The organism is Actinospica acidithermotolerans (genome assembly GCF_018139625.1).
Classification (GTDB): Bacteria; Actinomycetota; Actinomycetes; order Streptomycetales; family Catenulisporaceae; genus Actinospica; species Actinospica acidithermotolerans.
Map to the genome: position 1 here is coordinate 25,877 of NZ_JAGSOH010000009.1, position 23,087 is coordinate 48,963.

Annotated in this window: 22 protein-coding genes; 9 read left to right on the forward strand and 13 right to left on the reverse strand. The window is 70.3% G+C overall.

Going from position 1 to position 23,087, the window contains the following annotated elements; translation table 11 throughout:
* Window positions 1-31 precede the first annotated feature (31 nt).
* Window positions 32-3,355: a hypothetical protein gene (locus tag KDK95_RS05600; RefSeq protein WP_212516931.1), complete on the forward strand. Its 3,324-nt coding sequence runs from the start codon at window positions 32-34 to the stop codon at window positions 3,353-3,355.
* A 108-nt stretch (window positions 3,356-3,463) separates the two neighbouring features.
* Here the strand turns inward: KDK95_RS05600 and KDK95_RS05605 are convergent, their stop codons facing one another.
* The 5 genes from KDK95_RS05605 to KDK95_RS05625 form a co-directional block, all read right to left on the reverse strand.
* Complete coding sequence (locus KDK95_RS05605; protein ID WP_212516932.1) at window positions 3,464-3,733, reverse strand: hypothetical protein; 270 nt, start codon at window positions 3,731-3,733, stop codon at window positions 3,464-3,466.
* 41 nt (window positions 3,734-3,774) lie between these two features.
* On the reverse strand, window positions 3,775-4,269 hold the full coding sequence (locus KDK95_RS05610) for a hypothetical protein (RefSeq protein WP_212516933.1): 495 nt from the start codon (window positions 4,267-4,269) through the stop codon (window positions 3,775-3,777).
* A gap of 16 nt (window positions 4,270-4,285) precedes the next feature.
* Window positions 4,286-4,582 carry a hypothetical protein gene (locus tag KDK95_RS05615; protein ID WP_212516934.1) on the reverse strand — a complete coding sequence of 99 codons (297 nt, stop codon included), beginning with the start codon at window positions 4,580-4,582 and terminating at the stop codon, window positions 4,286-4,288.
* Window positions 4,583-4,842: 260 nt separating this feature from the next.
* Window positions 4,843-5,001 (reverse strand): hypothetical protein, encoded by a 159-nt coding sequence (locus tag KDK95_RS05620; RefSeq protein WP_212516935.1) that lies wholly within the window; start codon window positions 4,999-5,001, stop codon window positions 4,843-4,845.
* Between the two features lie 76 nt (window positions 5,002-5,077).
* Window positions 5,078-5,977, reverse strand: a complete 900-nt coding sequence (locus tag KDK95_RS05625; RefSeq protein ID WP_212516936.1) for a hypothetical protein — start codon at window positions 5,975-5,977, stop codon at window positions 5,078-5,080.
* Window positions 5,978-6,395: 418 nt separating this feature from the next.
* On the opposite strand from KDK95_RS05625, the gene KDK95_RS05630 reads away from it, so the two are divergent.
* Both KDK95_RS05630 and KDK95_RS05635 read left to right on the forward strand, forming a co-directional pair.
* Window positions 6,396-6,818, forward strand: coding sequence for a DUF6221 family protein (locus KDK95_RS05630; RefSeq protein ID WP_212516937.1), 423 nt, complete (start codon window positions 6,396-6,398; stop codon window positions 6,816-6,818).
* A 77-nt stretch (window positions 6,819-6,895) separates the two neighbouring features.
* On the forward strand, window positions 6,896-7,144 hold the full coding sequence (locus KDK95_RS05635; protein ID WP_212516938.1) for a hypothetical protein: 249 nt from the start codon (window positions 6,896-6,898) through the stop codon (window positions 7,142-7,144).
* A gap of 293 nt (window positions 7,145-7,437) precedes the next feature.
* Here KDK95_RS05635 and KDK95_RS05640 read toward each other — a convergent pair whose 3' ends face one another.
* The 3 genes from KDK95_RS05640 to KDK95_RS05650 are packed head-to-tail and all read right to left on the reverse strand — an operon-like array spanning window position 7,438 to window position 9,302.
* A complete protein-coding gene (locus KDK95_RS05640) occupies window positions 7,438-8,547 on the reverse strand; it encodes a hypothetical protein (protein WP_212516939.1) in 1,110 nt (369 codons plus the stop codon).
* 39 nt (window positions 8,548-8,586) lie between these two features.
* The gene (locus KDK95_RS05645; protein WP_212516940.1) at window positions 8,587-9,096 is read right to left on the reverse strand and encodes a hypothetical protein; all 510 of its coding nucleotides are present in this window, start codon (window positions 9,094-9,096) and stop codon (window positions 8,587-8,589) included.
* Window positions 9,093-9,302: a hypothetical protein gene (locus KDK95_RS05650; protein ID WP_212516941.1), complete on the reverse strand. Its 210-nt coding sequence runs from the start codon at window positions 9,300-9,302 to the stop codon at window positions 9,093-9,095. Before KDK95_RS05650 ends, KDK95_RS05645 begins: the two co-directional genes overlap by 4 nt.
* Window positions 9,303-9,753: 451 nt before the next feature.
* On the opposite strand from KDK95_RS05650, the gene KDK95_RS05655 reads away from it, so the two are divergent.
* The 4 genes from KDK95_RS05655 to KDK95_RS05670 all read left to right on the forward strand — a co-directional run bounded on the left by KDK95_RS05655 (window position 9,754) and on the right by KDK95_RS05670 (window position 13,518).
* On the forward strand, window positions 9,754-10,779 hold the full coding sequence (locus KDK95_RS05655) for a hypothetical protein (protein WP_212516942.1): 1,026 nt from the start codon (window positions 9,754-9,756) through the stop codon (window positions 10,777-10,779).
* A gap of 523 nt (window positions 10,780-11,302) precedes the next feature.
* Entirely contained in the window at window positions 11,303-11,470 is a 168-nt protein-coding gene (locus KDK95_RS05660) for a hypothetical protein (protein WP_212516943.1), read from the forward strand.
* Between the two features lie 554 nt (window positions 11,471-12,024).
* On the forward strand, window positions 12,025-12,915 hold the full coding sequence (locus KDK95_RS05665; protein WP_212516944.1) for a hypothetical protein: 891 nt from the start codon (window positions 12,025-12,027) through the stop codon (window positions 12,913-12,915).
* Between the two features lie 165 nt (window positions 12,916-13,080).
* Window positions 13,081-13,518 carry a hypothetical protein gene (locus tag KDK95_RS05670; RefSeq protein WP_212516945.1) on the forward strand — a complete coding sequence of 146 codons (438 nt, stop codon included), beginning with the start codon at window positions 13,081-13,083 and terminating at the stop codon, window positions 13,516-13,518.
* Window positions 13,519-13,609: 91 nt separating this feature from the next.
* Here the strand turns inward: KDK95_RS05670 and KDK95_RS05675 are convergent, their stop codons facing one another.
* On the reverse strand, window positions 13,610-14,917 hold the full coding sequence (locus KDK95_RS05675) for a hypothetical protein (RefSeq protein WP_212516946.1): 1,308 nt from the start codon (window positions 14,915-14,917) through the stop codon (window positions 13,610-13,612).
* Between the two features lie 318 nt (window positions 14,918-15,235).
* On the opposite strand from KDK95_RS05675, the gene KDK95_RS05680 reads away from it, so the two are divergent.
* Together KDK95_RS05680 and KDK95_RS05685 are read left to right on the forward strand one after the other, a co-directional pair.
* Window positions 15,236-15,712 carry a hypothetical protein gene (locus tag KDK95_RS05680; RefSeq protein ID WP_212516947.1) on the forward strand — a complete coding sequence of 159 codons (477 nt, stop codon included), beginning with the start codon at window positions 15,236-15,238 and terminating at the stop codon, window positions 15,710-15,712.
* 129 nt (window positions 15,713-15,841) lie between these two features.
* Complete coding sequence (locus KDK95_RS05685) at window positions 15,842-17,866, forward strand: hypothetical protein (RefSeq protein ID WP_212516948.1); 2,025 nt, start codon at window positions 15,842-15,844, stop codon at window positions 17,864-17,866.
* A gap of 36 nt (window positions 17,867-17,902) precedes the next feature.
* On the opposite strand, the gene KDK95_RS05690 is transcribed toward KDK95_RS05685, so the two are convergent.
* The 4 genes from KDK95_RS05690 to KDK95_RS05705 form a co-directional block, all read right to left on the reverse strand.
* Window positions 17,903-19,270 carry a hypothetical protein gene (locus KDK95_RS05690; RefSeq protein WP_212516949.1) on the reverse strand — a complete coding sequence of 456 codons (1,368 nt, stop codon included), beginning with the start codon at window positions 19,268-19,270 and terminating at the stop codon, window positions 17,903-17,905.
* Between the two features lie 186 nt (window positions 19,271-19,456).
* Window positions 19,457-20,380 carry a recombinase zinc beta ribbon domain-containing protein gene (locus tag KDK95_RS05695; RefSeq protein WP_212516950.1) on the reverse strand — a complete coding sequence of 308 codons (924 nt, stop codon included), beginning with the start codon at window positions 20,378-20,380 and terminating at the stop codon, window positions 19,457-19,459.
* A 299-nt stretch (window positions 20,381-20,679) separates the two neighbouring features.
* Window positions 20,680-22,203: a helix-turn-helix domain-containing protein gene (locus tag KDK95_RS05700; RefSeq protein ID WP_212516951.1), complete on the reverse strand. Its 1,524-nt coding sequence runs from the start codon at window positions 22,201-22,203 to the stop codon at window positions 20,680-20,682.
* 168 nt (window positions 22,204-22,371) lie between these two features.
* Window positions 22,372-22,716 carry a hypothetical protein gene (locus KDK95_RS05705; protein WP_212516952.1) on the reverse strand — a complete coding sequence of 115 codons (345 nt, stop codon included), beginning with the start codon at window positions 22,714-22,716 and terminating at the stop codon, window positions 22,372-22,374.
* Between the last annotated feature and the right edge of the window lie 371 nt (window positions 22,717-23,087).

A 23,087-nucleotide genomic window follows, 5' to 3' on the forward strand; every position in this document is an offset into this window, starting at 1 on the left:
CCCTGCAGCGTCATGTTGAAATCGGTGATCCGTGCACGAGACCTCGCTCCGCGCTCCTGGCCTGCCTCTGCCCGATCCGGCGCGCCGAGCCCGGATCCGGGTCCATCTCGAGCGCCTCGGTGCGGGGCCGAGGGCGAACTTCGAGACGCTGTGTGCTCTGGTCGACGCGGCCGAGCAGCTGCCCTCGGGTTTCATGCTCATCCACCACATGATGCGCGAGCTCGAGTCGGCGCTGCGCGAGGTGCTGCGCGAATCGAAGGCCGTCACCGACCCGGACGGGGGCCCGGGCGAGCGGCGCCGCGCGCAGATCCTGGCCATGCTTGCCGACCTCCCGCTGGTGGCGGGCGAGCAGGCCGAGGCACGCCGCGCAGAGGTCGCGGCGGGGATCGCGGAGCTCGAACTGGCCGGGAGCGGGGAGAACCAGAGGAAGGAGATCCGGGCGATCGCCGCCGGGCTCGATCTGGCTGCCGAGGTGGTCGCCGGCTGGGCCGGTCTGGCCGGGGAGCTGCATGGGTGGGCGCACCGGCGCAACCTGGAGCCGCCGCGGCCGGTCGATGCCGAGGTTCTTGAGCGGGTCGACCTGCTCGAGCGGATCCTCGACGAGGCCCTGGACGCCCACGCCACCCGGTACGGGACGTTCGTCCACGAGCGGCTGCGTGCGCTGCTGGCCCTGGATGCGCCGACGAAGACCCACGCCCAGGCGCTGCCGAAGGACTTCCCCCAGGACACGCTGACCCAGCAGGTGTTCTTCACCGAAGCCGGTCCGGCCTGGATCACGCCGCTGCACACGGCGAAGGTGTTCAGGAATCCGCCGGGCTTGCTCGAGGACGGCGGCGTGCCGTGGTGGCCGGCGTCGGCGTACCTGGTGCGCATGGCCGAACAGGCGCAGATCACCGAGCAGACCGACCCCGACGAGGCCGCGCGGCGCGCCAGTGTTCAGGTCGAGATCGTCCAGGCCGCGCAGGGCATCCCGGACAGCGAGAACCCCCGCGTCGGGATGGACCTGGCGCGCATCGCCCGGCTGCTCGAGCCCGACCGCGCCGTACGCCTGACCGACCAGCTCGTCCGGGCGCTCGCCGCGCCGCACGTGCTCGGCCCCGAGCACTACGCCGCCGCGGCCGCGGTGCTGGCCGACGGCCACGGCGATGCCGCGGCGAAGGTCCTGCGCGCGCTGCTGGCCTTGGATGCGGCCGAGGACGGATACGGCGCGCCGAGCACGCGGATCGGGGATTGGGAGTACGGAGAGGTGCTGCGCACGCATGTGCCCGTGCTCGTGGACACCATGGGCATCGACGCCCTGAAACTGTTCGCCTCGCTGGTCGCGGAGTCGGCCGGGGACGCGGAGATCGCCACGGTGTGGCTGCCCGCCGTCGCCGACGCGCAGGCCACCGAGCCCCTGTTCGACCCGCGCGTCGGGCTGGTGGCCGCGGCGCGCGACGTCGCCGTGCGCCTGGCGGAGGCCGGCACCGAGGTGGAGGCGATCCTCGCCGTCCTGCCGCTCGCGCCGGCCGGGCTGCTCGCCCGCATCCGGCTGCACCTGCTCGGCCTCGAGCCCTTCGCGGCCGCGGTGCCCGACCTGGTCCGGGAGGTGATCTCCGACCCGGGCCTGCTGCACGAGCGGGCGACCGAGACCGAGTTCCTGCGCCTGGTCCAGGCCCGCGCCGAGCTGCTCGCCCCGGCCGAGCGCGCGACGCTGCAGACGGCGATCGAGGCCGGCCCGGACACGGCGGCCTGGCAGGAGCGGAGGCTGGAGCAAGGCGGATCGGAGCTGGCCGCGGAGGTGCTCGCGCTGCTGGAGACCGCGTGGCGGCTGGACCGGTACGCCGCCGCGGCGGCGATCCTGGACGACGCTGGCCGCGAGGTGCTGGGGAACCTGGTCGAGACCCACGGCACCGCGCCGTTCCAGCGGCCGCGGATCCGACCGGTCGGCGGGTTCGCCCGGTCGGCGCAGGCCGCGGAGCTGGCCGGTGCCCAATCTTCCCGCGAGCTCGCCGACCGGCTCGCCGCCGCGGCCGAGGCGGCGGATGGACAGGATCAGGATCCGCTGGAGGCCCTCAGCGCCGCCTCCGGCCTCGGCGGCGAACTGCGCGCCGCGGTGGCGGCAGGCGCCGCGGCGTACAGCGCGGACGCGGCCGAACTGGCCGAGGCCGAGGCGCACCTGGTCGCGTGCGCCCTGGGCGGATTCGGCGACGGGCTGCGCCGCGGCGCGGTCCTCGACTGGGACGGGCTGCAGCCGCTGGTGGCCGCCGCGGCCGCCGCCCGGGGCACGGCCCGCTACGAGGCGGTCGTGCTGCTGCGGACCGCCGCGGAGATCGGTGCGCTGCCGGCCCACGCAGCCGGATGGGTCTGGCCGATCCTCGCCGGCGCGCTCAGCCCGGACCCGAGCTCCGAGCCCGCTCCGGATGCCGCGCACCGCGGCCAAGCGGTGCACGCGGTGGCCGCCTTCGCCTCCTGGGCCCGCCAGGCCGAGATCGAGGAGGCTCAGGCCGCCGTGGACGCGCTGGCCGGGCTCGATCCCGGCACCGAACCGGGCCCGGTTGCCGAGGCCGTCGGGGCCGAGACGGCCACCCTGCGGGTTCTCGGCCATCCGGCCGCCGGCGAGCGCCTCGCCGCCCTCGCGCCGGGCACCACGGGGTTCACCGGCTATCTGCGCAGCGACGACCTGCCCGCCGACCGGGTCATGCTCCCGCTGTTCGAGCAGGCCCTGAACGTCGAACTGCCCGCCGCCGACCACCAGAAGCTCGGCATCCGCCTGCTGCGGCTGTATTTCAACGACGAGCTCGACCTGGCGCCCGGAGGCCTGGCCGAGCGGTGGTGGCGCCACCCGCGCACCGACGGCCAGACGCGGCGGGGCCTGGCCCTCACCCTCGCCGCCGCACGGCTGGAGGCCGACGGCGAGCGCGACCTGTTCAACCGGTACGTCGACTGGCGCCTGGACGCACTCGGCCCGCAGCCTGGGGCCGTCCTGACCGGGCCGGAGCGCCTGGAACTGCTGACCCTGGCGCCGACGTGCCTGCGCACCGCGCCCACCGGTGAGGCACTGGCCCGGCTCGCCCGGATCCTGGCGGCCGCGGGCGACCTCCCCGGCGAGCCGCGCGCCTGGCAGTGGCTGGTCGAGGCCTACCGCACCGAGCCGCTCGCGGTCCTGGACCTGCTGCACGAGTGGTCCAAGCACCTGAGCTCCTCGGCGGGCCTGGCCGCCGGGCGACGCGACGAGCAGATCACCGAGATCTGGACCGCCGCCCTGAACTCGGACGACCCGGCTCAGATCGAACTGGCCACCAAAGCGATCAACCGGGCCGCAGCCGCCGGATACCCGTCCTACCTCCAGTTGACCACGACCGCGCAGCAGTAACCCGCCCCGGATACACGGCTCCACCGCAGCAGCGCACCCCGCGGTGCACTGCGGCCTTGCCTCTGCGGCAGATCGCGGCACGCTCGTGTCAGAGATCTGTGATCGGGTTTAGTGCCGGGAGGTGTGAGCTTCCCGGAGGGCGTCGGCCAACTCGGCGTTGCGCCGCCAAACCCGGGCGTTGATCACAGCCGCGGCCGCGATCGCTGCGAGGTCGACCACGCCCGCAAGAGCGACGATCACTCCGCCGTGCCCCGGGCTGCGCAGCATCGCGAGGATCGCGGCGACGCTGGTCACGGCGATACACGCGATCAGCAGGACAACGCTGCGCACAAGCCCGTCACGCAGGCGACGGATCTGCTCCACGGTGTCGACGTCCACGGGCATCGAGACTACCCCGTGTGTTCGCGTCGCGGGCCGGTTCATGTATCAAGGTGCGGGCACAGCGCGCGCTGCCGGTAGCCGCCGGGCACCGCGGCACCGACCCGGTCCCAGAACGGGCGGGCGGGGTGTTCATGCCCGCCGAGCGTGAACCATGCGTATCCGGGGTGCTCGGCGCGCAGTTGCGCGAGGGCGGCCGAGGCCAGGCCGCAGCGCTGGTAGGGCGGGTAGGTGAACGGCTGCTCGACCCAGCCGGCCCGGCACCGGCGGCACACGTTGTAGTCGACGCCGAACGCCTCCTCGCCGTCCAGATTCGCGCTCCGGGCCCGCCAGCCCTCGCCGCCGCGCTCGAACGAGAGGGTGTCCTGCCAGGGTGACTCGAGTTCGACGACCTCGGGCGCGGCCCGTCCGAGCCTGCCGCCGGTCAGGCGGCGCACCAACGTCCGGCGACGGTGGGTCCAGCGCTGCGCGAACGCGACCTGCCCGGCCCCGGCAGCCAGCGCCCTGGCCCGCTCGCCCGCGGGTGTCTCGCTCACCAGCACGGCCGCCGTGTCACTCGGCCGCGCCGGGCACCCGCTCGGCGCCGGGGTCTTCACCGGCAAGGCGCCGTGCGGCTGCGGAGGCGGGCAGGATCTGGTCCATCAGCGCTCGCAGGCGCGGGAGCTCGGCGGGGTCGACGGGCCGGCCTTCGAGCAGCGCCGTCATCGCCGCCGCAGTCGCGGTCGGCATGGTGAGCGAGACCTTCGCCCGCCCGTCCTCGGTCAGGCCGGGCTCGGCGACCGGCACCTCGGCCGGGTCGATGGCGCGATGCTTGATGAACGGGCTGTTGCCCGGCTGGTTGATCGTCATATCGCCCCCAGTGAGTGGATCATCCGATCCGCGACGTTACCCTGAGTGGCGTTCGCGGTCCACTGTGTTGTTTCCGCGGCCCGTCAGCGGGCGGCGGGGGAGCGGCGAGGTGCCCGCTGCGGACGGGTACGGCGGCCACTTTGCCTGCACGCGCAGGACTGAGCAACGGGCCACCGCGGGTGATGAAGGCCGAGGTCGGGATCCGGTTTTGCGGTTGGCTACTGACCCCTCGAGCTGGCGGAAAGGATCGGCGGAGCGGTCTACTGCAGCAGCAGGAAGCTGTGCCCGACTACTTCAGTCTCGACCGGCACTCCGTCGATCTCGGCGGGCAACTCCGGCTGGTCGAGGCCGTCGACCAGGTTGACCTTGACTGCGAACCCGAATCGGTCGCCGGTGATGCCGACGCCGTTGACACGCATGTCGGAGCGCAAGCGGCTGGCTAGGGCTCGGCTTGCTGCTCGTGCTGCTTCGCGGTCTGCCATGTTGTCTCCAGGGTCATCGCGCTGTCAGCGCGGCTCCGAGCTGGTCCAGGACTGCTGGCATCGGGTTTACATATGTTGCACTGCGGCCGGGCTCAAGGGAAGCCCTGGTCGCCGCGAAAATCAGCCCAACCGCCTGCTTCGTCTCCGGCTCGTACACCAGCGCCCCGCTGTCGCCGGGCAGGCTGAAGAACAGGGAGCCGCTGTCCGGCTCGATCTGGATCTGGTCTGCGAACAGCACGTGCCCGAGAGGTTCGCACCATATGTGGAAGTTGTTCATCTCGAAGGCGGTCACGTGGCCTTCGGTGTGCCCGGTCGCCCAGCCGCGTTTCGCCACTCGTATGCCCCGCACGAGCTCTCCCGGGTCCAGGACTTCGCTGATCTCGCAGGAGAAGTCGATGCCGTCGTCCAGGGTGCACAACGCGGCGTCGACCGTGTTCGGTCCGTCTTCGTTGAGCGGGATGAAGCCAGCCAGGGTGCCGATTCGTTGCGGCGGATCATGGTCCGCCGAGGCGAGGTGCGGCGCGCCCGGATGCCAGATCTCGTCCCCGGGCCGCCCCTGGTTGTTGTTGGCCAGCACGTGGTTGTTCGAAACGACGTACTCGGTCCCCTGGACCGTCACCAGCGGTCCGAGAGTGCCGACACCTGCGTCTTCGCGGCCGCAGGAGGCTCCGGGCGCGTACGGCTCGCAGCTGCACTGGAGCTGCGGGGTACCGATGACCTGCACATCGACTTCGCCACGAGCCTGGTCTTCGATGTAGGCGAGGACCTTGACCGTTTCGGGGGTTTCATGCTGAACGCGGACTGCCAGCTCGAAGTAGTCCCCCTTGATCGGGGCGATGCCGAGGGCGATCTCATACGGCATACCGATGCTGAGCAATTCGGCCTGGAGGTCTCTCGCTGACTGCAGGTCCATCTGTTCACCTGGCATCCGCGGTTGCGGCCGAGCGTTCCGCTCCTACTCATTCCAGCCACGTCACGGATACTCGGCTATTGCTGGACCTACAGCCTACGCCTGGCGAGCGGCAGACGAATCTTGAGTCGAGAGGCGCGACCTTCGCGATGGCTTCAGACTGGACCGCAGGGACACTCAGCACGCATGAGAAAACGGCGGCCACCGCCCCACCTCGCGGCGCCTCCGAGTACAGCAGCGCCACTTCAGCATTTCAGCGCTTTGCCCTGAAAGCCTCGATGACGTCGGGCGGTGCCGCGGCTGCCGAGGTCGGGCACGTGGGACCGCGCTGGGGCGTCAGCGGTACGCGACAGGTTTCGGTAGGTTCTTCACCGCCGCGGTGAAGAATTCGGTAACTCAAGATCCAAAAAAGAAGGGGGCAGTGGTGGTTCCGCTGCAAGATCTGTACGACTTCGTCGTCATGTGCATCCTTGAGGACGGGAAGGTCGCCCACGCGGTGCCAGAGAGCGAGGTGGGCGAGTGGCCGGCGTCGTGGCACGTCAGCTCTGCTCCGGATATGGCGACTCGGGTCCTTGCAGGTCCGGGAGTCGACTTCGACGCGAGCACGCCGGAGATCGCTACCTTCACCGTGCGGAACGACCCGGTCCAGGTACTCGGCTTCCTCGGCTACCTGCGTTGGACTGCCGCCCAGCACAAGCCTGTGCTCGCGGCTGCAGAGCAGGGGAACGAGACGATACCCATGATGGTCTGCCGCATCGATGGCGAAGAGTGCGAGCCTCTGCTGCGCATGGCCCAACTATTCGATCGTCGTCCCGGCTTCAAGAGGGAGTGGCGAGTCCAGTGACAGCGGTCACCTGGCTCACCGAACCAAACCTGCACTCGGTGGTTGACAATGCGGCGGCGCGGCAGGACGGTACGTAGATGCCGATCGAGGAGCCTGAGCCGGAGTTCAGTTTCATCGTCGATGGCGAGCTCTCTCCTGAGCTCGTCAGCACGATGCTGGCGGCGATGGTCCCGGAGGGCGGTCGCGTGGTGGAACTCGACCCACCGGAGGACGACGCCGGCATGCACGTGTTCGTCGCCGTCGCCGAGGGCGGCGAGCTCAGCCACGAGGACCGCGTCAGCGTCTACAACCTCCTGTTGGCGCATCAACACGGATCCGAGCAGTAGAAGCGGCAGCGTGGGCCCGAGCGCTCTGGGCACTGTCTCATCGCGGCGTGTTCTCAAGCTTCGAGCAGGCGACCAACGTCGTCCGAAACGCGGTGATCTCCCGCGCGCTGTGGATGGACGAGACCCCGCTGCGTGGAGTTCTGAGGCGTAGGCCGCAAACGGCCAGTGCCGCGTCACCTTCGCGCTCGAACGCCTGGCCGCCGACCTCTACCGCGCCACCGGACACAAGCCACTGATCCTCATAGCCGACCAGGCGGCTGGTTGCCGGACCGGCGTAGCCGCCTCGGCCGGCCTCAGGGCGCCGGTTCCGCGGGCCGGTTCTCGTATTCGGGTGCGAGGTTCCGGGCGGGGATTGCGTCCAGCGGCCACGGGTGCGTTGCATGGGGGTTGGGCAGCAGCGCCACGTCGTGCGCTGCCGTGTCCCACAGGGGCAGGCCGGTCAGGGCGATGACCGCGGACAGTCGCCGGTAGCGGCCGTCCGGCCTCTCGCTGTCGATGCCGAACAGACCGGTGTTGTCCCGGCCCTGCGGGCAGGTTCGCCCGAAGATCCCGGCGATGATCTCTTCCTCGTCGGGGAAGTCGTGGATGCCCGCGACCACGGCGTAGGGGATGCCGGTGATGTCGTACCGGCCGCCGGCCTTCTCCCTGACCCGCTCCTTGAGCCTTTGCGCTGTCAGGACGATTCCGCCGGTGAAAGCGTTGCTTGAGGCAAGGCGCGCGTCGGGATTGGTGCGCGAGGGCGCCTCCGGCTTCATCGGTATGAAGGTGACGGCGATCTGCGTGCCGGACTCTTCCCGGTAGATCGCTCGGGGCCAATGCGCCCAGGCGCGGTGCGGTGACGCCTGATGCGGCACCTGCTCGGGCGGGGGCAACTGCTCGAGTTCGTTCTCGATGAATCTCGCGAACGCCTTGGGCGAGGGGTCGCGCTGGCCCCGGATGACCTCGAACCTGACGAAGTAGCCCGCCGTGGGTTTGACGGCCTTGTTGAGCTGGTCGGCGATGCGGCCGTGCCGAGTCTGCGGCGCGGCCCAATCCGGGGGCTCGAACAGGGAAAGGACTTCGACCGCGGCGACGCAGACCCCGCGCTCGTAGACGCGAAAGTCAGGGCCTTTACCGTCTTCTTCGTACCGGACGTCGTCGAAGCGCCGGCGCAGAAGGTGGTGTACGTAGAGCTCGTCCAACGCCCCGAAGTGCGCGACGCCATCGCTGCTCCTGAGCCTCTTGGCGAGCTTGCGGCCAGGATCGTCCGGGAACTCGGCGTACCAGGCGTTGACCGCTGCCCGGGACGCGACAGCCTGCGGACGGGTGGAGGTCTTGAACCAGCGGACCGGCGCCTCGACGTATCCCAGCGGACCCACGCGCGGCGAAGCCGGCTCGGGGAACAGCGGCTGACCGGCCATCATGCGGCCGCCCCGTCGGGTCCGCACTCCTGCGTTGACAACCTATGCACGACCTTTACGGTAGCGGCCGGCGCCCGATGGCGCGCTGCGATTTCGTCCAGCCATCGGCTGGGATGACTTCAGGGCGCGGGCCAGATACTTCTCCTGTCTGCACGGCTGTGAACACGTCGTCCTCGGTCGCCCCCGGCCCTTGTGCAGCGGCGTAAGCTCTTTGCCACACACTGCGCACGTCAGGGGCCAGGACTCGATGCGCAGTGCCAGCAATCGGTTATCGGTCGTGCGATCCCGGCGCATTCGATCAATGTCGCCCGGGACGGCGCCGGCGAATCCAAACACCACGTTGTCGGCTGCCGCCAACGCCGTGTGCAGGCGCTCCCGGTAGACCAGCAGGTCCCGTGACCGAGAACGATCGAACCGGGCGAGCCATCTGACCAGCCGCTCCTCCGGCATGTCGTATATTCGGCTATTTATGTACAGCCGTACTCGGCGGTCACCGCCCATGTCAGGGCCCATGCGCAGGCCAATGAGAATCGCGGCCGTCATGTCCGTCACGTCTGCTCTTCCCGCGTGGTGCCCAGGCCGGCCCGCCGCGGATTGCATGCTGCGATGATCTGGGGCGCCATCGTGGCCGCGGTCGTCGTGGTCGTGTCACGTAGCGCCAGGATGACCGATCGAGCTACGAAGAGCGCAACGACGGCGCGGATCGTCTCCAGTATCGGGCCGATCGCTGCTATGGCGATCAAGGTGGCTGTTGTCATGGCGCAAGACTAGGCATGCCGCGAACCACTCAGCATCAGAGCACGTCAACGCTGCAGCATTCATGTAAATCTGTTTGCTTTAAGTCTAAGGAATTTCGTCACACCGAGCGGCAGGGCTCTTCGGTGGGCGAGGCTAGGGCCGGGGTAGATGGATGGTCCTGGGCCGGTGCGACTGCTCGGCCCGGTGATCGTTTCCCGCGTGCCCCTGGTGGTTTATTGGCTCGAGGCGACACGCCGCAGACGGCGGGATGCGACGTTTGGGCGGCCGTGACCGATACCGTCGGGTCAACGCCGGGTCGCGGAGGCCTGGAACGCTTACGCCACCGATCGCCCCGGCGCGACGGGTCGGCTTGCTACAGAGGCGTGGTGCGCCCACTCCGCACTTCAACCTGGATTCAACCACTCGAGTGGTGCGACAGATGCTGGCCGGGCAGTGGAGAGGCTGTCCACCATGCGATCGAACCGGCGTGCCTACGCCGATCTGCGCAGTTCCTTCACGGGGGAGAGCCGGGTAGCGGCGCGGGCCGGCACCGCGCGGGACGGCTCGCCCGGCCTGGACCACTGCACGGCGAGGCAGCGCAGACTACGCGCGATCCTGGCCCTGGGACTGTTCAACGACCACGATTGGGCCTTCGCCGAGTACGGCTGGGGCTGCCCTTCGGTCACGCGCTACAACGTGACCTTCTCACCCCGCTACGACGCCCTGGTCATCATCTCCAACACTCCGGTCAACGTCGCCTCCCGCATGGTCGCAGCCCGTCCGGGCTCACTACGTGTTCCCGGGTTGCGCTACGACCCGGCCAAGGAGTTCAGTTCCGAGACCCGCCACGTCATCGACGTCGAATCCGGGGCGGAATTGATCGTCACGGAGCGGCCCTCCGGCCGGCAGAAGCCGCTTCCCGCAGGCTCACCGGCGCCCCGCCGGTCACGGCTCGAGTCGCACGGGCTCGCCCACGCGCTGACAGCGGCGGAGCAGGAGGCGCTTGCGGCGATTCCCGCGATGACCGATGAGATCGAGACCCTGCTGGCCGGGCTCGCGGTCCGCCTGAACGCGCGAGACCCGCTGGGGCGTTGGGCGATGGGCTACTGGTTCTGGGACCCGCTCGAGCGTCCGGTACGGGATAGCAGCATGTTCAGGGTCGAACGCCGGCTGCACGGTGAGGAATCCGTCTGGGAGTTGCGCTGGTCGTCGTATCCGTACGTGCGTGATGTGGCCGCCATGCTGACCCACCCGGTGATCGGCGTGGCCGGATGCGGCGCCGTCGAGGTCGAAGACGGCTACGACATTCACCTCGACGGCTCGGTCCTCGCTCTTCGCTCGTGGCATCCGGTCGGGCATCTTCGCTGCAACCTTCAGGCCGCGCTGGACCTTGAAGGCATCGACGGGCCCGACAGCCGCGGCTCGAACGAGGTTTCCGGCGGTCCCTCGCGGAGGCGGTCGGCGAGCTCCGGTGGGGCGGCGCCGACGATCCTGTAGCCGGTCGACCTCGTCGCTACCCGGATCAGCGCCGGCCGACTGCGGTGTGCATGCAGTAAGCGGCGACGTCTCCGTCGAGCGGGCCCGGCGGAGCGCCCATGGCAGGCCCCCTGGGCATATGTCTCCTCCGGGACCGGCCGCGGCGGAGGCTGCGGGGCCCGCAGGGACGTTGCGGCGACTCGTGGACTGGTAACACGCGGGGTATGCCGACGCGATGTCGGCATGCTCGAGCCCCCGGGTCCGACCGCTTCGGCGCACGCCTAAAACATCAAGGGTTGAATACGGCGCGCGCGCCGTGCGATGAGCAGGCGGCGAACGCGGCTCCAAAAGTGATTTACCCGCTCGTGACCTGTCAAGGCACTAATAACTTGTTATAAGCGTGTATTAGCGCGGAGGCCGTCAGGGCCCGGTGGCGGTAATGTCTCTGTCGGCGCGAATGCGCCAGGCGGCAGGATGATGCCTTTCGCTTCACCTGTCCGCCGGGGGAACAGCCGCCCAATCCCGGACGGTACCCCTTGCTGCCATGAAGGAGCACGGCGTGATCCCGTGGAAGAAGTTCGCCGCGCGGGTCGCGGGTAAGTCCTCGTCGTTGGCGCGCGCGGTGCGCCGCAGCGGAGACAGGGTCGTCGCGATCTCGATCGTCGTCGACCCGTGGCTCATCCCGCTGGCCCACCACCTGCTGCGACGCTGACGAGAGCAGGGCCCGGGCATCGGGCGACACCGACACCAGGGCCCTGCCTGCGAGGACTGAACCTCGACCGGAGGTGGGCCCCGTCCAGAACCTGTTCAGGGAATCGGGCGGGGTCTCACCATGCGCGGCACGCGGCGTCGCGAAGGCGCCGCGGACGCCCGCACGACTATACCGCCGGCGGCGAAGCCGGTGGCGAAGAATCGGCGCAGAAAACGACGAGGAATACACATACTGCGAGTCCGCGGATATCAATGTCCCGGGTAAGTCGGGTAGTAGTCGGCCGGTGAAATCGTGAATAGCAACGGCCCTCGGGCAGAAGGCCGCCCTGGAGGCCGATTGCCGCCTGGCCCACGACGGTGACGAACTCGGCGATCCCGACCGGCGGGCCGGTCGGGATCGCCGCGGGCGCGCTCGCGGCAGCGGCCCGCGCACTGCGGCTCCCGACCCGGCCGAACTCGACATCCTCGCGCGCGACCGGCCGCCGGCCCGAGCCCGAGATGCGAAGTACGCGATCTCGGTGTCTCGGCGGGTCTGGGCGGTGTCACCATGGGGCCGTGAAGGATCAGGGGACAACAGGATGGTTCGACCAGGACTCCGCATGGTGGGTGAAGGCACATCGCGCGGCGGCCCACCTCCGGGACCTTGACCGGCTGGTCGGGGAGTATCGCGCCTCCGTTCCGTACGCGGTCACGGCCGAGCCGGCCGAAACCTCGGGCCGCGTGCCCTACCGGCTGCGCCTGTTGAAGCCGGTTCCCACGGTGATCAACGCGACGATCGGTGATGTCCTGAGCAACCTGCGGGCCGCACTCGAGAGCGTGGCGTACGAGATCGCGCGGCTCGGCGGCGGCGGGACGTTGACTGCCGAGCAGGAGCGGGCGCCCCAGTTCCCGATCTGCTCCACCCCGAACGACTTCGACGTGAAGTTCTTCAACGCGAGGAAGGCGCGGGGTCCCCTCTACGACGACCGGGCCCGTGCGGCGCTGCGCGCGGTCCAGCCCTTCGTGAACGTGGAGATGCTGCTGAACGAGGGCGCCGACATGGACTTGGACTACACGCTGGCGTTCGAGCTGAGCGAACTGCACCGGCTCGATGTTCTGTGGAACATCGACAAGCACCGGCGGCTGGCCGTGGTGACCTGGTGGCCCGACGTCTTCTGGTGGACCAGCTTCGGACCGACGCAGCGCCGGCTGCTTCCGGGCGACGGCACGATGATGGACGGCTCGATCCTGTTCTACGTCGAAGGCGGCGACGAAGGCCAGGGCGACGTGAACCACGAGTTCAACCTGGCCCTCATCGACGACCCGGCACGCGCGGTCGGGCCCGAGCCGACGGCCGAGGACGCCGTCGACCTGCTCGCCCGCCTCCACGACCACGTCACCGGTTGGGTCCTGCCGGTGATCTTCGATCGGATGGCGTACGGCGCGCCGTCGGCCGGCGGCGCGTGATCAGGCAGGTCGGGTCTTTCCGAGACGCGGTCGGTGACCGCGGTCCCCGGGTTCGGACGCCACCGCGGGGCTCGTGACTGCGAACGCGCAATCGCCTGAATTCGTCCGGCCAAGGCGACTACGGTGAAGGACCACCGGGCCGTCCTGCGACCGCAAGGAGACGCTGTGATCCCCGTTCCGCCGAACCATCCCGGCACGCGGCCGGATGAGCCCATGCCTCCGCTGTTCACTGTTCGTGCGCTGTATGCGAGGCATGCGGATGTGAAGTCCTTCGACGCCGGCATCGAGGCCGCCCTCATCGAGGCCGAACACGCTGGAGATTTCCGTGTGCTGCGCGCGGCGATCGCGGGCTACCTGTGGTCCGCGATCTGCGCGGAGCACGCGCTCGACCTCGGATCGCTGCCAGCGGACCAGCGCGCCGATCTGCTGCGGGCGCGCATGCTTGAGTCGCTCGACGCCGGCCAGCGGCCGGCCGGCGCCTCGTCCCTCGTGGCTCAGCATGCGCGTCTGGACGAGCCGCTTCCGGATCTCGAGGGGCCGATGCGGGGTTTCCTCACCGACCCCGACGACGAGCCTCCCGCGGCAGCCGCGGCAGTACGTTGACGGGCGGCGCGCTGCGAGCGTGAAAGACGCCGGCCGTCGTCGCCGTCCGCGGCCCGTTCCCTGCGGACGGCGGTGCGCGAGGGCTTCGTCTCTAGTTCGGCGTGTCCGCTGCGCTGCCGGGCTGGTCCCGCAGGTGCAGGTGTTCGCCGGTCAGCCGCTGTGGGTCGACCAGGCAGTCTTGGGCTGCGCTGACGTGGCCGAGAGTGAAGTTGAAGAACCTGGTGGCGATCTTCGACCACGGATTGGTCAGGACGGCGCGTTTGTAGGATTCGTGCGGGTAGCGGCCGGGTTCCTCGATCCACGACGCCATGGAGGTTGCGGCGGCCTTGGCAGCGCGCGTGGGATTGGTGCCGGGAGTGCGCTTGTCCCACGCCAACCCGTGCTTCGCGGCGCTCCACCCCATGCTCGTGAGCTGACCGGGCGTCAGCGTGGTGCCGGCGGGAAGGAGTTTGCCGTACAGCTCGAAGGCGTGGTGCGCCGGCAGCGGGGCTTGCCCGTAGCGGTGGGCCATCAGCTTGCTGAGGTTCGCCGTGGCGTCGGCGGCGACGATCCCATGCCACAGGTCCAGCAGTTCGGCCTCGTGCCAGACACGAGAGCGTAGGGCGTCGCGAAGCGCCGTTGCCGTCTCCTGCACCGTCATCGCGGACTGCGGCAGGGTGTAGTGCAGTTGCGCCGGATGCCACTGGCCGGGCAGCGTCTCGGCATCCCAGGTCAGTGCGGTGGTCGGCGAGCTGGGATCGGGGCGAAGAAATCCGTCGGCCACGAGGCGGCGCAGAAGGCGCTCGTCGAGGTGGCGCTCGCCGTACAGGCCCTGCTCGCCCTCTCCGTCGCGCGCCCAGTCTTCGGCACGCAGCACCTCGTCCTGGCCGCGGTGGCTCGCGCAGATCGCGAGCATGGCCCACGCCAACAGCGGTTCGCCGGCCGCGATCTGCTCGATCGAGGACGGCGCGGGCCGGTCGAAGCCCCGGCACCACTCGGCAACGGCGGAGCGTCTGGCGATCTCCCGCGTGCCGGCGTTCGCTGCGGAGCACGTCTCGCACACGGCTGTGGCGCGCTGCTTCGGGCTGAGCACTTCGGATCTGCTCGTCACCGTAGGGACTCGTCCGCAGGAAAGGCAGGTACTTGCCGCATCGTGGGCGAGCGCGTGGGGCCGCAGCACGGCCGCGAGGACGGTGGCGTGCTCCACCCCGATGTCGGCAGCGATCTCGCCCGCCGCGTGGACCCAGCGTCCGCGGGCGTCGCGTTCCCAGTAGGCGGCCGCCGCCCGGTGCATCGCATCGTCGGCACCGAGCAGTTCCAAACCGATCCCGCCCGGCAGCATCTGCGCGCCGGTCGGCGGACCGGGGGCAGCACCACCCGGGGCGAGGTTCGTCTCCTCGCTCGTGTTCGACGCCGCCATCCGACTTCTCCTTCTCCGTCCCCATGACCTTGCTCGCGGCTCTCGCGGTGCGGGACATCGTGTACCCCGGCCACCCGTTCGAGCCGGGCACGTTCCCTCCCCAGCGCGGACCGGCCGCTGATCGGGTAAGCGAACTCTACGCGAGCGCTCGCGGAATCTGCCGCGGACCGGCCTCGCGCCATCGGGGCCATGACGTGAAGCGAGGCTTGAGGGAATCAAGACTGATATTTGCCACCCGAGTTGGCAGTGAGAACCCTGAGGTTGCCCGGATCACTCGAAAACCGGGCGCCCGGCCCGGACTACCACTACGTTCGTACGGTGGGAATCAGTCACACTCCGCCGGCCGCGGTGTACGTGGTCGGCCACCAGGACCTCGGCGCGGTGAAGGTCGGCGCCTGCCTGGAGCCTTCCGCCCGGCGAATCGCCCAACACGTTCGACGCGGATGGCAGCTGCTCGCCGTGTTCCCCACACCCACCGGATGGGACGCGGCCAGCATCGAACGGCGCGCGATCAAAGCCTTCACCCCGACCGTCCCCTGCGAGCACCGCGGGATCCGACGCCCGCTGCGCCCGGCCGGCGGCTTCCTACGCCCCGAGCAGATGCCGCAGTCCGGTGCCGGCGAAACGTTCGATGTATTCGAAGTCTCGCCGGCCAGAGCGGTGCTCGCACTCTGGTATCTCGAGGCGGATCACCGGGCACGGTACTACCCGCCGAGCCTCGACGGCTCAGACCCCGAACAGCGTCACAGGGATCAGATATACGCCTGGGCCCGAACCAGGTATATCGTGCACTAGCCTTCAGATCGATCCTTTGCAACGTGGCCGCCGTTGCGGAGCGATCATGTTGAGCCGGACGAGGGCGGCACACCCGCCCCGCGACGTGCGAGAGAAGATCCCGACGGCCTCACCCGGAGTTCCTTGAAGATGGGCAAGCGCAGTTCCAGCAAGAAGCGGTCCCCCAGCGCCCGATCGTCCGCGGCCGCGGCCCAGAGACAGGCCCGGGAGGCCGACGTCGAGGTTGAGCCGGATCGGGACTTCGAGCACGTTGCCGCATCACTGCGCCGACATGCGCCGGTCCTCGAGATGGATCCCGACGTCGAGGTGGTGACCGCGCCCGGCGGAATCGTCATCGAGCTCTACGGGCACGACGGGATCATTCACCAGGCCGCCGTCGAATACTGGTCGCGCGATGAACGGGGCCGCTACGTGCACCAGACCGCGCCCATCGCCCAGCGTCTCGGGGTGCGCTCGGCCACGACGCTGCCCAGGCACCTGAGGCTGCACGCGCGCGCCTACGACCCGGCGCTGGCCTGCCCGACGTGCGGCAAGACGACCCTGCTCGATAGCCGCAACGTCGCTCTACGCGTCGCCGGCCGCCCCGCGAGCCCGTGCAACGCCTGCGCGGCCGCCGACACCGCCCGCACCGCCGGGCGCGCGGAGATCGAGCGATGGTGCCGTGAGCTGCTCGCCGACCAGCAACGCGCCGACGAAGCAGAGATCATTCTCGGGGATCTGGTCGCCGGCTACGGTCTGCTCGCCCTGCTCACCGCGCACCGCGGCGAGGGCACGGTGATCCGCGTCGAGGACTTCCTGACCTACGACCAGGGCGAGCCGACCCTGATCGGCACCGCCGGCCTAGACGCCAACCTCCTGGCCGACCTGGTGCGCCGCGGGTACCTGACGGTGGACCCGAGGTCGCCGTCCCACGCGTTCGCCTGGGACGAGACCGGCGCCGTCACCGGATGGCACCCCCTTAAAGCCCACTACACGACGCCGTGGACCGACCAGGGCCCCGCGCACAGTGCCGGATGGCTCGCGCGGAACCTGCGGACGGTGCGTCACACCGGAGAGGTGGTCGACGCCTGGTACCGGATCGTCGGCGCCGACGCCGCCGGATTCCTGGGCGCCATGATGCGCTGGCGCTACGGCTGCCCGCCCGCCTCACAGGTCAAGGACGAGGAGGTGGTGGACGCCGTCGTCCGCAAACGTCCCGCCTTCGACCCGGGCCAGCTCGCCGCGGTGGCGTGGTCTGCCGCCCAGTACGGATTCGGCGCCGCCAGCCGGTACGGCGGCGGCCGGAAGAACGCCGGGTCGAGCGCCGCGGGCGCGATGGTCCGCTGGCTGACCGAACCCAAAACCATCGCCTACGAATCCTACAAACGCCAGCCGCTGCTACACCCGTGGCCGCTCACCGCCCGCCAGTTCCTCGAGCACCACTTCGCCGCCGACCCGGCCGACTGGCAGCACACCCGCGCCGAGCGCGAAAAGCTACGGCCGGAGATCTTCTGCCCCTGCGAGCTCGCCACCGACCAGGACGGGCCCCTGGCCGGCTGGCCATCCGGCTACCACCGCGGCCAGGGCCCCACGCTGGAGGGAACCCGCCAGGTCTACCGGACGGCGGCCCGCCGCCAGGCCACTACGCCGACGAACCCCGAAGCCGTTAGTGCGTTCCAGGAGATCGACGCGCGCTGGCGGGCCGAACTGGCCGCGAGCGGGGTGGACGTCCGCGACGATCTTGCCCGCGCATGGATCGGCGTGATGTGCGCACGCGCCTTGATCCACACCCGCATGATGCTCGACCTGCGCCAGATCTCCTTCGAAGGATGGTGCGAGGCGCACCACCGGATCACATCAGACCTGGAATACGCCGCGCGCCACGACCTCGAAGCCGCTGCCGGCGCGCGCGAGCACACCCGCACCTCGATCTGGAGCCAGGCCTCCGACCAGCAGCGGACAGCTGTGGGAGCCTGGCTGCGCGACCGCCTCCAGAAAGTCACCAGCGACGTCGATGCCGTTCAGATCGATGCGGTGTGGCACGTCATCGAGCACCCTGAGCCCGAGTACAGTCCACCGGCCGCCCAGGTTCCGCGACAGCTCCCGGATCGGCACTGGACCTCCGAGGTCCACCAGTCGGCAGGCGTCGGCACGGACTCACAGGATGAATCTTGAGCGCCCGGCTCGGCGGCCGCGAAGCGTCGTGTCCGGTCAGTCGAGCGGAACCTGCCAGGTGCCGCGTTCGATGATGTTGTAGCGCGGCATTCGACGTGAGACCCGTACATCCGGGTTGCTTCGGGGTCTCGGCGGCGTGCCGGGCAGGTGCTCGAGGCCTTCCTGCAATGTGCCGGTGTGCAGTGTGTCGACGGGGCAGCGCGCGCCGGAGCAGGGTCCGGTCGCGGTGTGGGGCCCACGACGGCACGGATCCGCCAGCGCGCAGCCGGATCCGCAGGCCAGCAGGCATCGCAGGTGGTTGAAGGCGTCCAGGGGGGCGTCCGCGCGCACGAGGTACCAGGTGCCCTCCCGCTCGCCCTGCTCGAGGCCGGCCGCGATCTGCGGGGTGCGTGGCAGGTGCAGGCGCTGCTCGTGGTGGCGCACCAGGAACAGCCGGTCGAGGATCTCGACCTGGTCGCCGGCGGGCTGCTCGCGCTCGAACCAGGCGGCCGCCTCCGGCCACGGGCCCGGTCCCCACAGCAGGTCGCAGGGGACGTAGGTGGTCTCGTACTGGGAGTCGTAGTGGGCGAGTTCGTCGTCGTTCGCCTTGGCCCTCACCAGAACGTAGGTCAGCCCCTCGGGCGGGAACGCCGGATTGAACTCGGCGAACGGCGCCCAAGTGATGATCCTGCCGTCGTCGCCCCAGCCGATCGCGACCACCTCGCGCGTGGCGGGCGCCGGGTAGAAGCGCCCGCCGGGCGTGAACGAACCCCAGAGCCGGTTGACGATCTCGGCCAGTTCACCGATCGCCTGCGCGGCCAGGTCCGGGGTGAGCAGCCGGTAGCCGGAGGAGTGGGCGATGCGGTCCCGGGCGTCCTTCAGGATCGACTCGTGGTGCCGGTTGCGCTGCCCGTGCAGCAGACCCTCGGCGCGCGCCCACTTCACCAGCGAATCGAACCTGCCGTTGAACCACATCGTCGTCCCGTCGCTCAGCCTCAGCCTCCACGAGTGGGGCTTGCGGAGCAGGTCGGTGGGAAGCTGTTCGACGAGGTCCGCGAAGCCGGCCGGGGTGAGCGTGTGCGGGGCGTGGTGCGCGTCGAGGAACGTGACGGACCCGTCGTGGTGGTCCATGAAGCGTTCCCTCAGCGCGTATTCGACCACCAGGCGGGCCCGGTCATGGGCGAGGGCGTATAGGTCGTAGAGCAGCACGCCGCGGGAGTAGAGCGTGCGCACCTGCTCGAACGTCTCGCGTACCCGGTCCGGGACCTGCTCGACGAGGTCGATGTGGCCGATCATCTGCTGAAGGAAGGCGGCCGCCTCCGCCGGGCGCGCCGCGGCACCCGCCCCGAGCGGCGTGGAGCGCAGCGAACGTTCGTCCGGCCGCTGCAACTCCTTGAACAGCTCCTCGGGTGCCTGGATGTCCACGCCGTCGTTCCTCCTGTTCCGGCTCCAGGCTAGGTCCACGGCCGCCGAGGACACGACTGGTTTCGCCCGGCGCCGCGCGGCGAGCCGCGGCTTCAGCCGGCCCAAGCGGAGGGAGCGCCGCGTTCTCCGCTCCCTCCGCTTGGGCCGGTGAATGCCGTGCGGCCGGCTCTCGGGATCCGCGGCGGTCTAGCGCCAGGCGATGGTGACGCGCTTTTCGTCGAAGGTCCGAGAGCCGCGCGCCGTCGCTGAACCGACGTAGACCCGCTCGATGAAGATGTCGACGAGCACGCGCTGGTCCTCGACGCTGGCGTGGTTCCACCAGTTCGCGATGTCGTCGATTGTGGTCGGAAGCTCGACGGCGGCGAGGCGAGTGAGGTCCGCAGACTCGGCCGCAAGACGCTCGGCGTGGGCGGCGACCTGGAGGTAGGCCTCCTTCGACGCGTTGCCGGCGGCGAATTCGCCCGCCATCGTCTTGGCGGCTTCTTGGGCGCTGCGGGCCTGCTCGCGGGCGCGGGCAGCGTCGATGCCGAGCTTCTCGTGAGCCCGCAGGATCGCTCCGGGGCCGTCCATGTCCTTGGCTATCCGGGCGAGCACTTGCGTCGCGACGTGCTTCTCGAGCCCGTCGGCCTGGACTCGGATCTTGCCGCAGCCTCCCGTGCGCCTGCCCGTCATGCACGCGTAAGAGCGGACTCCGGGCGTGGTGGGGTGCGCGCTCAGCGCCTTTCCGCACAGCGCGCACACGGCGCGCTCGTCCCCGGTGAGCAGGTAGACCCGCCCCTCCAGGTCGACGCCGTTGCGCCGGTCCGGGTCGGTCAGCTTCTCCACGAGCCGCCGGTGGGTCTCGGGGTCGAACATCGCCGGCCACGGCGCCGGCCGTCCGTCGGGCAGCAGCCCGGCGTTGGCGGGGTTGAGGAACATTCGGCGCATCGTCGGTTCGGTCCAGTCTCTGCCCGTGACCGTCTTGTACCCGCGCACGTTCCACTCGCTGACAAGCCCGCGCAGCGTCGTGCCGTCCTGGTCGAGGAACTGCGCGGCTGCCGCGCGCCCCTTCTCCAGCTCGTCGTCGATGCATTCCGTGCGCTGGTTCGTCGTGTAGCCGTAAGGCCGCATCGTGCTTACCCCTTCAGGCCGGCTGGTCGGGCCGACGTGTACTACATGGCCAGTTCTGCAATGCCGCTGTGGCCACATGAGCGCCCAGATCGGACCCGGCGGCTCGCACACCCTCGGGGGAGGCGTGGCGTGCGAGGCCGGGTCTCGACGGGGCTCATAGGTGCAGGGCTCATCCATTGCGTACTGCTATGTGAACTGTATAGCGGACCGCCCTCCCGATTCAGCTAGTTCCGGGACCAGTTTCTTACAGAGTGCGAAAAACCCCGCCCGTGCGCTTGCATCACGTCCGGGCCCCGGCGCTATGCCACCGCGCCCGCGAGTTCGACGCCCCTCGCAGATCGCCCTGCGGATCCGGGCGGAACAGCCTCGTGCGCCCGCCTTCCCCCGCGCGCATTCATGAAGCTCTCATGCGCCAGCGTAGGGCTTCCGACCGGCTGGGGCGCGCCGTGTCCCGAGCCGAGGCCCTCGCCCACCCGGCAGGACGGGCCGGCGTCGGCCGACGCCGAGCGGCCCCGGTCGGCAGCCTTGTCCCGGCGGCGCTCCAGGCACGCCCTGCACGGGACCAGGTCCGGCCAGAGCCGCCCGTCCTCGCACGCTGGGTCCTGGCACCCGTAGGGGGTCAGCAGGGCCAGCTTCATCAGGAACGCGTAGACGTCGCGGACCTGCTCACCGCGGTCGTAGACCCGGTCCAGGGCCCGGCGGATGCGGGCGGCGATCCGTTCGGGCTCCAGCCGCTCGTCCTCGATCATCTCGGTGACGCGGACGCCGACGCGAAGCCTTCGCCAGCCGGTCAGCGAGCTGTCGAGCGGGCCGAGTCCGGCAAGGGCGGCCGCGACGTCGCTGCGCCCGGGTGCCTCGGCGCGCCGGACGCGCTCGACGGCGCCCTCGACGAGCCGGTCCCAGGATTGCCCCGGGCGGGACCCGGCGGGACGCGCGCCCGGGCGCTCCTCGTTGTCCGCCGGCTCGAGCTCCTCCCGTCCCGGCCGCGTGCGGCCGCCCGTATCGGGACTTGCGCCTTCGGCGGGACGGGAGGGGCACGGTTTGGTTCTTTCTCCTTCCCCCATCGTCTTCCTGTAGGGGACGAAGGTTTCCCCGGCACCCGCCGCGCAGCTTCCCCCCGGTGCCGACGCGCAGTTTTCGCCGTTTCCACGGTGGTCCGGCGCGCAGGTTTCCCCGGCACCCGGCGCGCGGGAAATACCCGGTCCGGGCGCCGGGCGGGGCAGGGCCTGCGGCGGGGGTTGGAGGTGGATCGGGCGGTAGAGGTTGCGCCCTCCGCGCCCGGCCCGTGACTCGACCTTGAGCACGCCGAAGGCCACGAGCCCGGCGCAGTGCTCGCGTGCCTGCTCGCTCGAGATGCCCAGCCGGTGGCGAACCGTCTCGGCCGTCGCCTCCCCGGCTGTCGCCGTCTGGTGGACGATCACGGCCAGCACCCTCAGCTTCGGCGCGTCGAGGCGGTCGACGAGCCCGATGGGCAGGTCCACGAATCCGGGAACCGCCGTCTTGGGCAGCAGCGCCCACCGGGACGCCGCCTTCGACCCGCACGCGGTCACCTGCTGCTCGGTACGCTGCAGGCCCCGGGAGGCCAGAGAGCCCAGCGCGGAGTCGACGGTCCGAGGGCTGACGGACAGTTGAGCGGCGAGCGTGGAGACCGGCAGCGTGCAGCCCTGGTCGGTCGCGCAGAGCTTGCGTACCTTCATCCAGACGCGCACGGCCTGGTGGGTCAGCTCCGCATCGCAGACCACGGCCATCGGCACTCTGACGCGGGAGGCGGGGTCGTATCCGTGCACGAAGCCGCGGGCGGCGATGGTGGGGGAGTGCGACACGGTTGCTTCTCCTTACCGTAGATCGTTCCCGGGCCGAGGCATCGGCGAGGAGCCGTCGGCGCGACGGTGCTGGTGCAGACTTCCGGACGGCCGAGGAGGCGGACGGCGTGCCGGACCAGCGGGGCAATGGCGCGCTGTCGCCGGCGCGCACCGAGGATGTAAAAGGCCTTAGGAAAAGGGAGGCTTCGGCCGGGGCGCCGGGTCGCACTGCCCGGGAGCCCCGGGGGGCGCGAACGCCGTGATGTTGTGCCAGGGAAGGAAGACGAGGCCGTCGTCGACCGGTACGCCGGCGAAGACGCCGAGCTCGGCGACGAGCAGCGCCGCGCACCAGCGCTCGTCCGAGTCGCGTACCAGAGATCCCGCGCGAACGGTCGCCGGGGAGGGCACGGGGTTTCCCGCAGCCGAGAGAGTCAGGACTTCCAAAAGCCCCTGAAGCCTGCGCTCCTGGTCGTCCGGACCGAGGGCGAACGCGCGGGCGAGCGCGATGCGGACCTGATCGGGGACATCCGTCACAGCGCGGCTCCGCGCAGGACCCCGCGGCGAGGCGGAGCAAGGCCGACCCGGTCGGTGGCACGCCTCGGATGAAGGCTGCGGCAGTTGCTGTGCAGGGTTCTACGGCTCGTCACCACGCCCCACTGCGGGTACCGGCGTGGCCGGCAATCGAACCCGCTCGGCCATGGGGCCACGGATGCGCGCTCGGGCATTGGATGGATCACGGCTCCACCTCCAGGTGCACAGTACAATGCATTGCTGGTACCTATGACAAGTCCCCAGTGCAGAATCCCTGGCCACAGGGCAGGGGAGATGTGGAAGAGCCGACCGAGACGCCATCCGCGGCGAACCGACGGCGGCCGCGTAGACCTTGCGCAGCCACCGAATCGGCC

Excerpts from the sequence above, each read along its gene's own strand:
- KDK95_RS05615 (WP_212516934.1), bottom strand. The coding sequence starts at position 4,582 with ATGACGATCAACCAGCCGGGCAACAGCCCGTTCATCAAGCATCGCGCC.
- KDK95_RS05620 (WP_212516935.1), bottom strand. The coding sequence starts at position 5,001 with ATGCGTGTCAACGGCGTCGGCATCACCGGCGACCGATTCGGGTTCGCA.
- KDK95_RS05625 (WP_212516936.1), bottom strand. The coding sequence starts at position 5,977 with ATGGACCTGCAGTCAGCGAGAGACCTCCAGGCCGAATTGCTCAGCATC.
- KDK95_RS05635 (WP_212516938.1), top strand. The coding sequence starts at position 6,896 with ATGCCGATCGAGGAGCCTGAGCCGGAGTTCAGTTTCATCGTCGATGGC.
- KDK95_RS05640 (WP_212516939.1), bottom strand. The coding sequence starts at position 8,547 with ATGATGGCCGGTCAGCCGCTGTTCCCCGAGCCGGCTTCGCCGCGCGTG.
- KDK95_RS05650 (WP_212516941.1), bottom strand. The coding sequence starts at position 9,302 with ATGACAACAGCCACCTTGATCGCCATAGCAGCGATCGGCCCGATACTG.
- KDK95_RS05655 (WP_212516942.1), top strand. The coding sequence starts at position 9,754 with ATGCGATCGAACCGGCGTGCCTACGCCGATCTGCGCAGTTCCTTCACG.
- KDK95_RS05660 (WP_212516943.1), top strand. The coding sequence starts at position 11,303 with ATGAAGGAGCACGGCGTGATCCCGTGGAAGAAGTTCGCCGCGCGGGTC.
- KDK95_RS05675 (WP_212516946.1), bottom strand. The coding sequence starts at position 14,917 with ATGGCGGCGTCGAACACGAGCGAGGAGACGAACCTCGCCCCGGGTGGT.
- KDK95_RS05685 (WP_212516948.1), top strand. The coding sequence starts at position 15,842 with ATGGGCAAGCGCAGTTCCAGCAAGAAGCGGTCCCCCAGCGCCCGATCG.
- KDK95_RS05695 (WP_212516950.1), bottom strand. The coding sequence starts at position 20,380 with ATGCGGCCTTACGGCTACACGACGAACCAGCGCACGGAATGCATCGAC.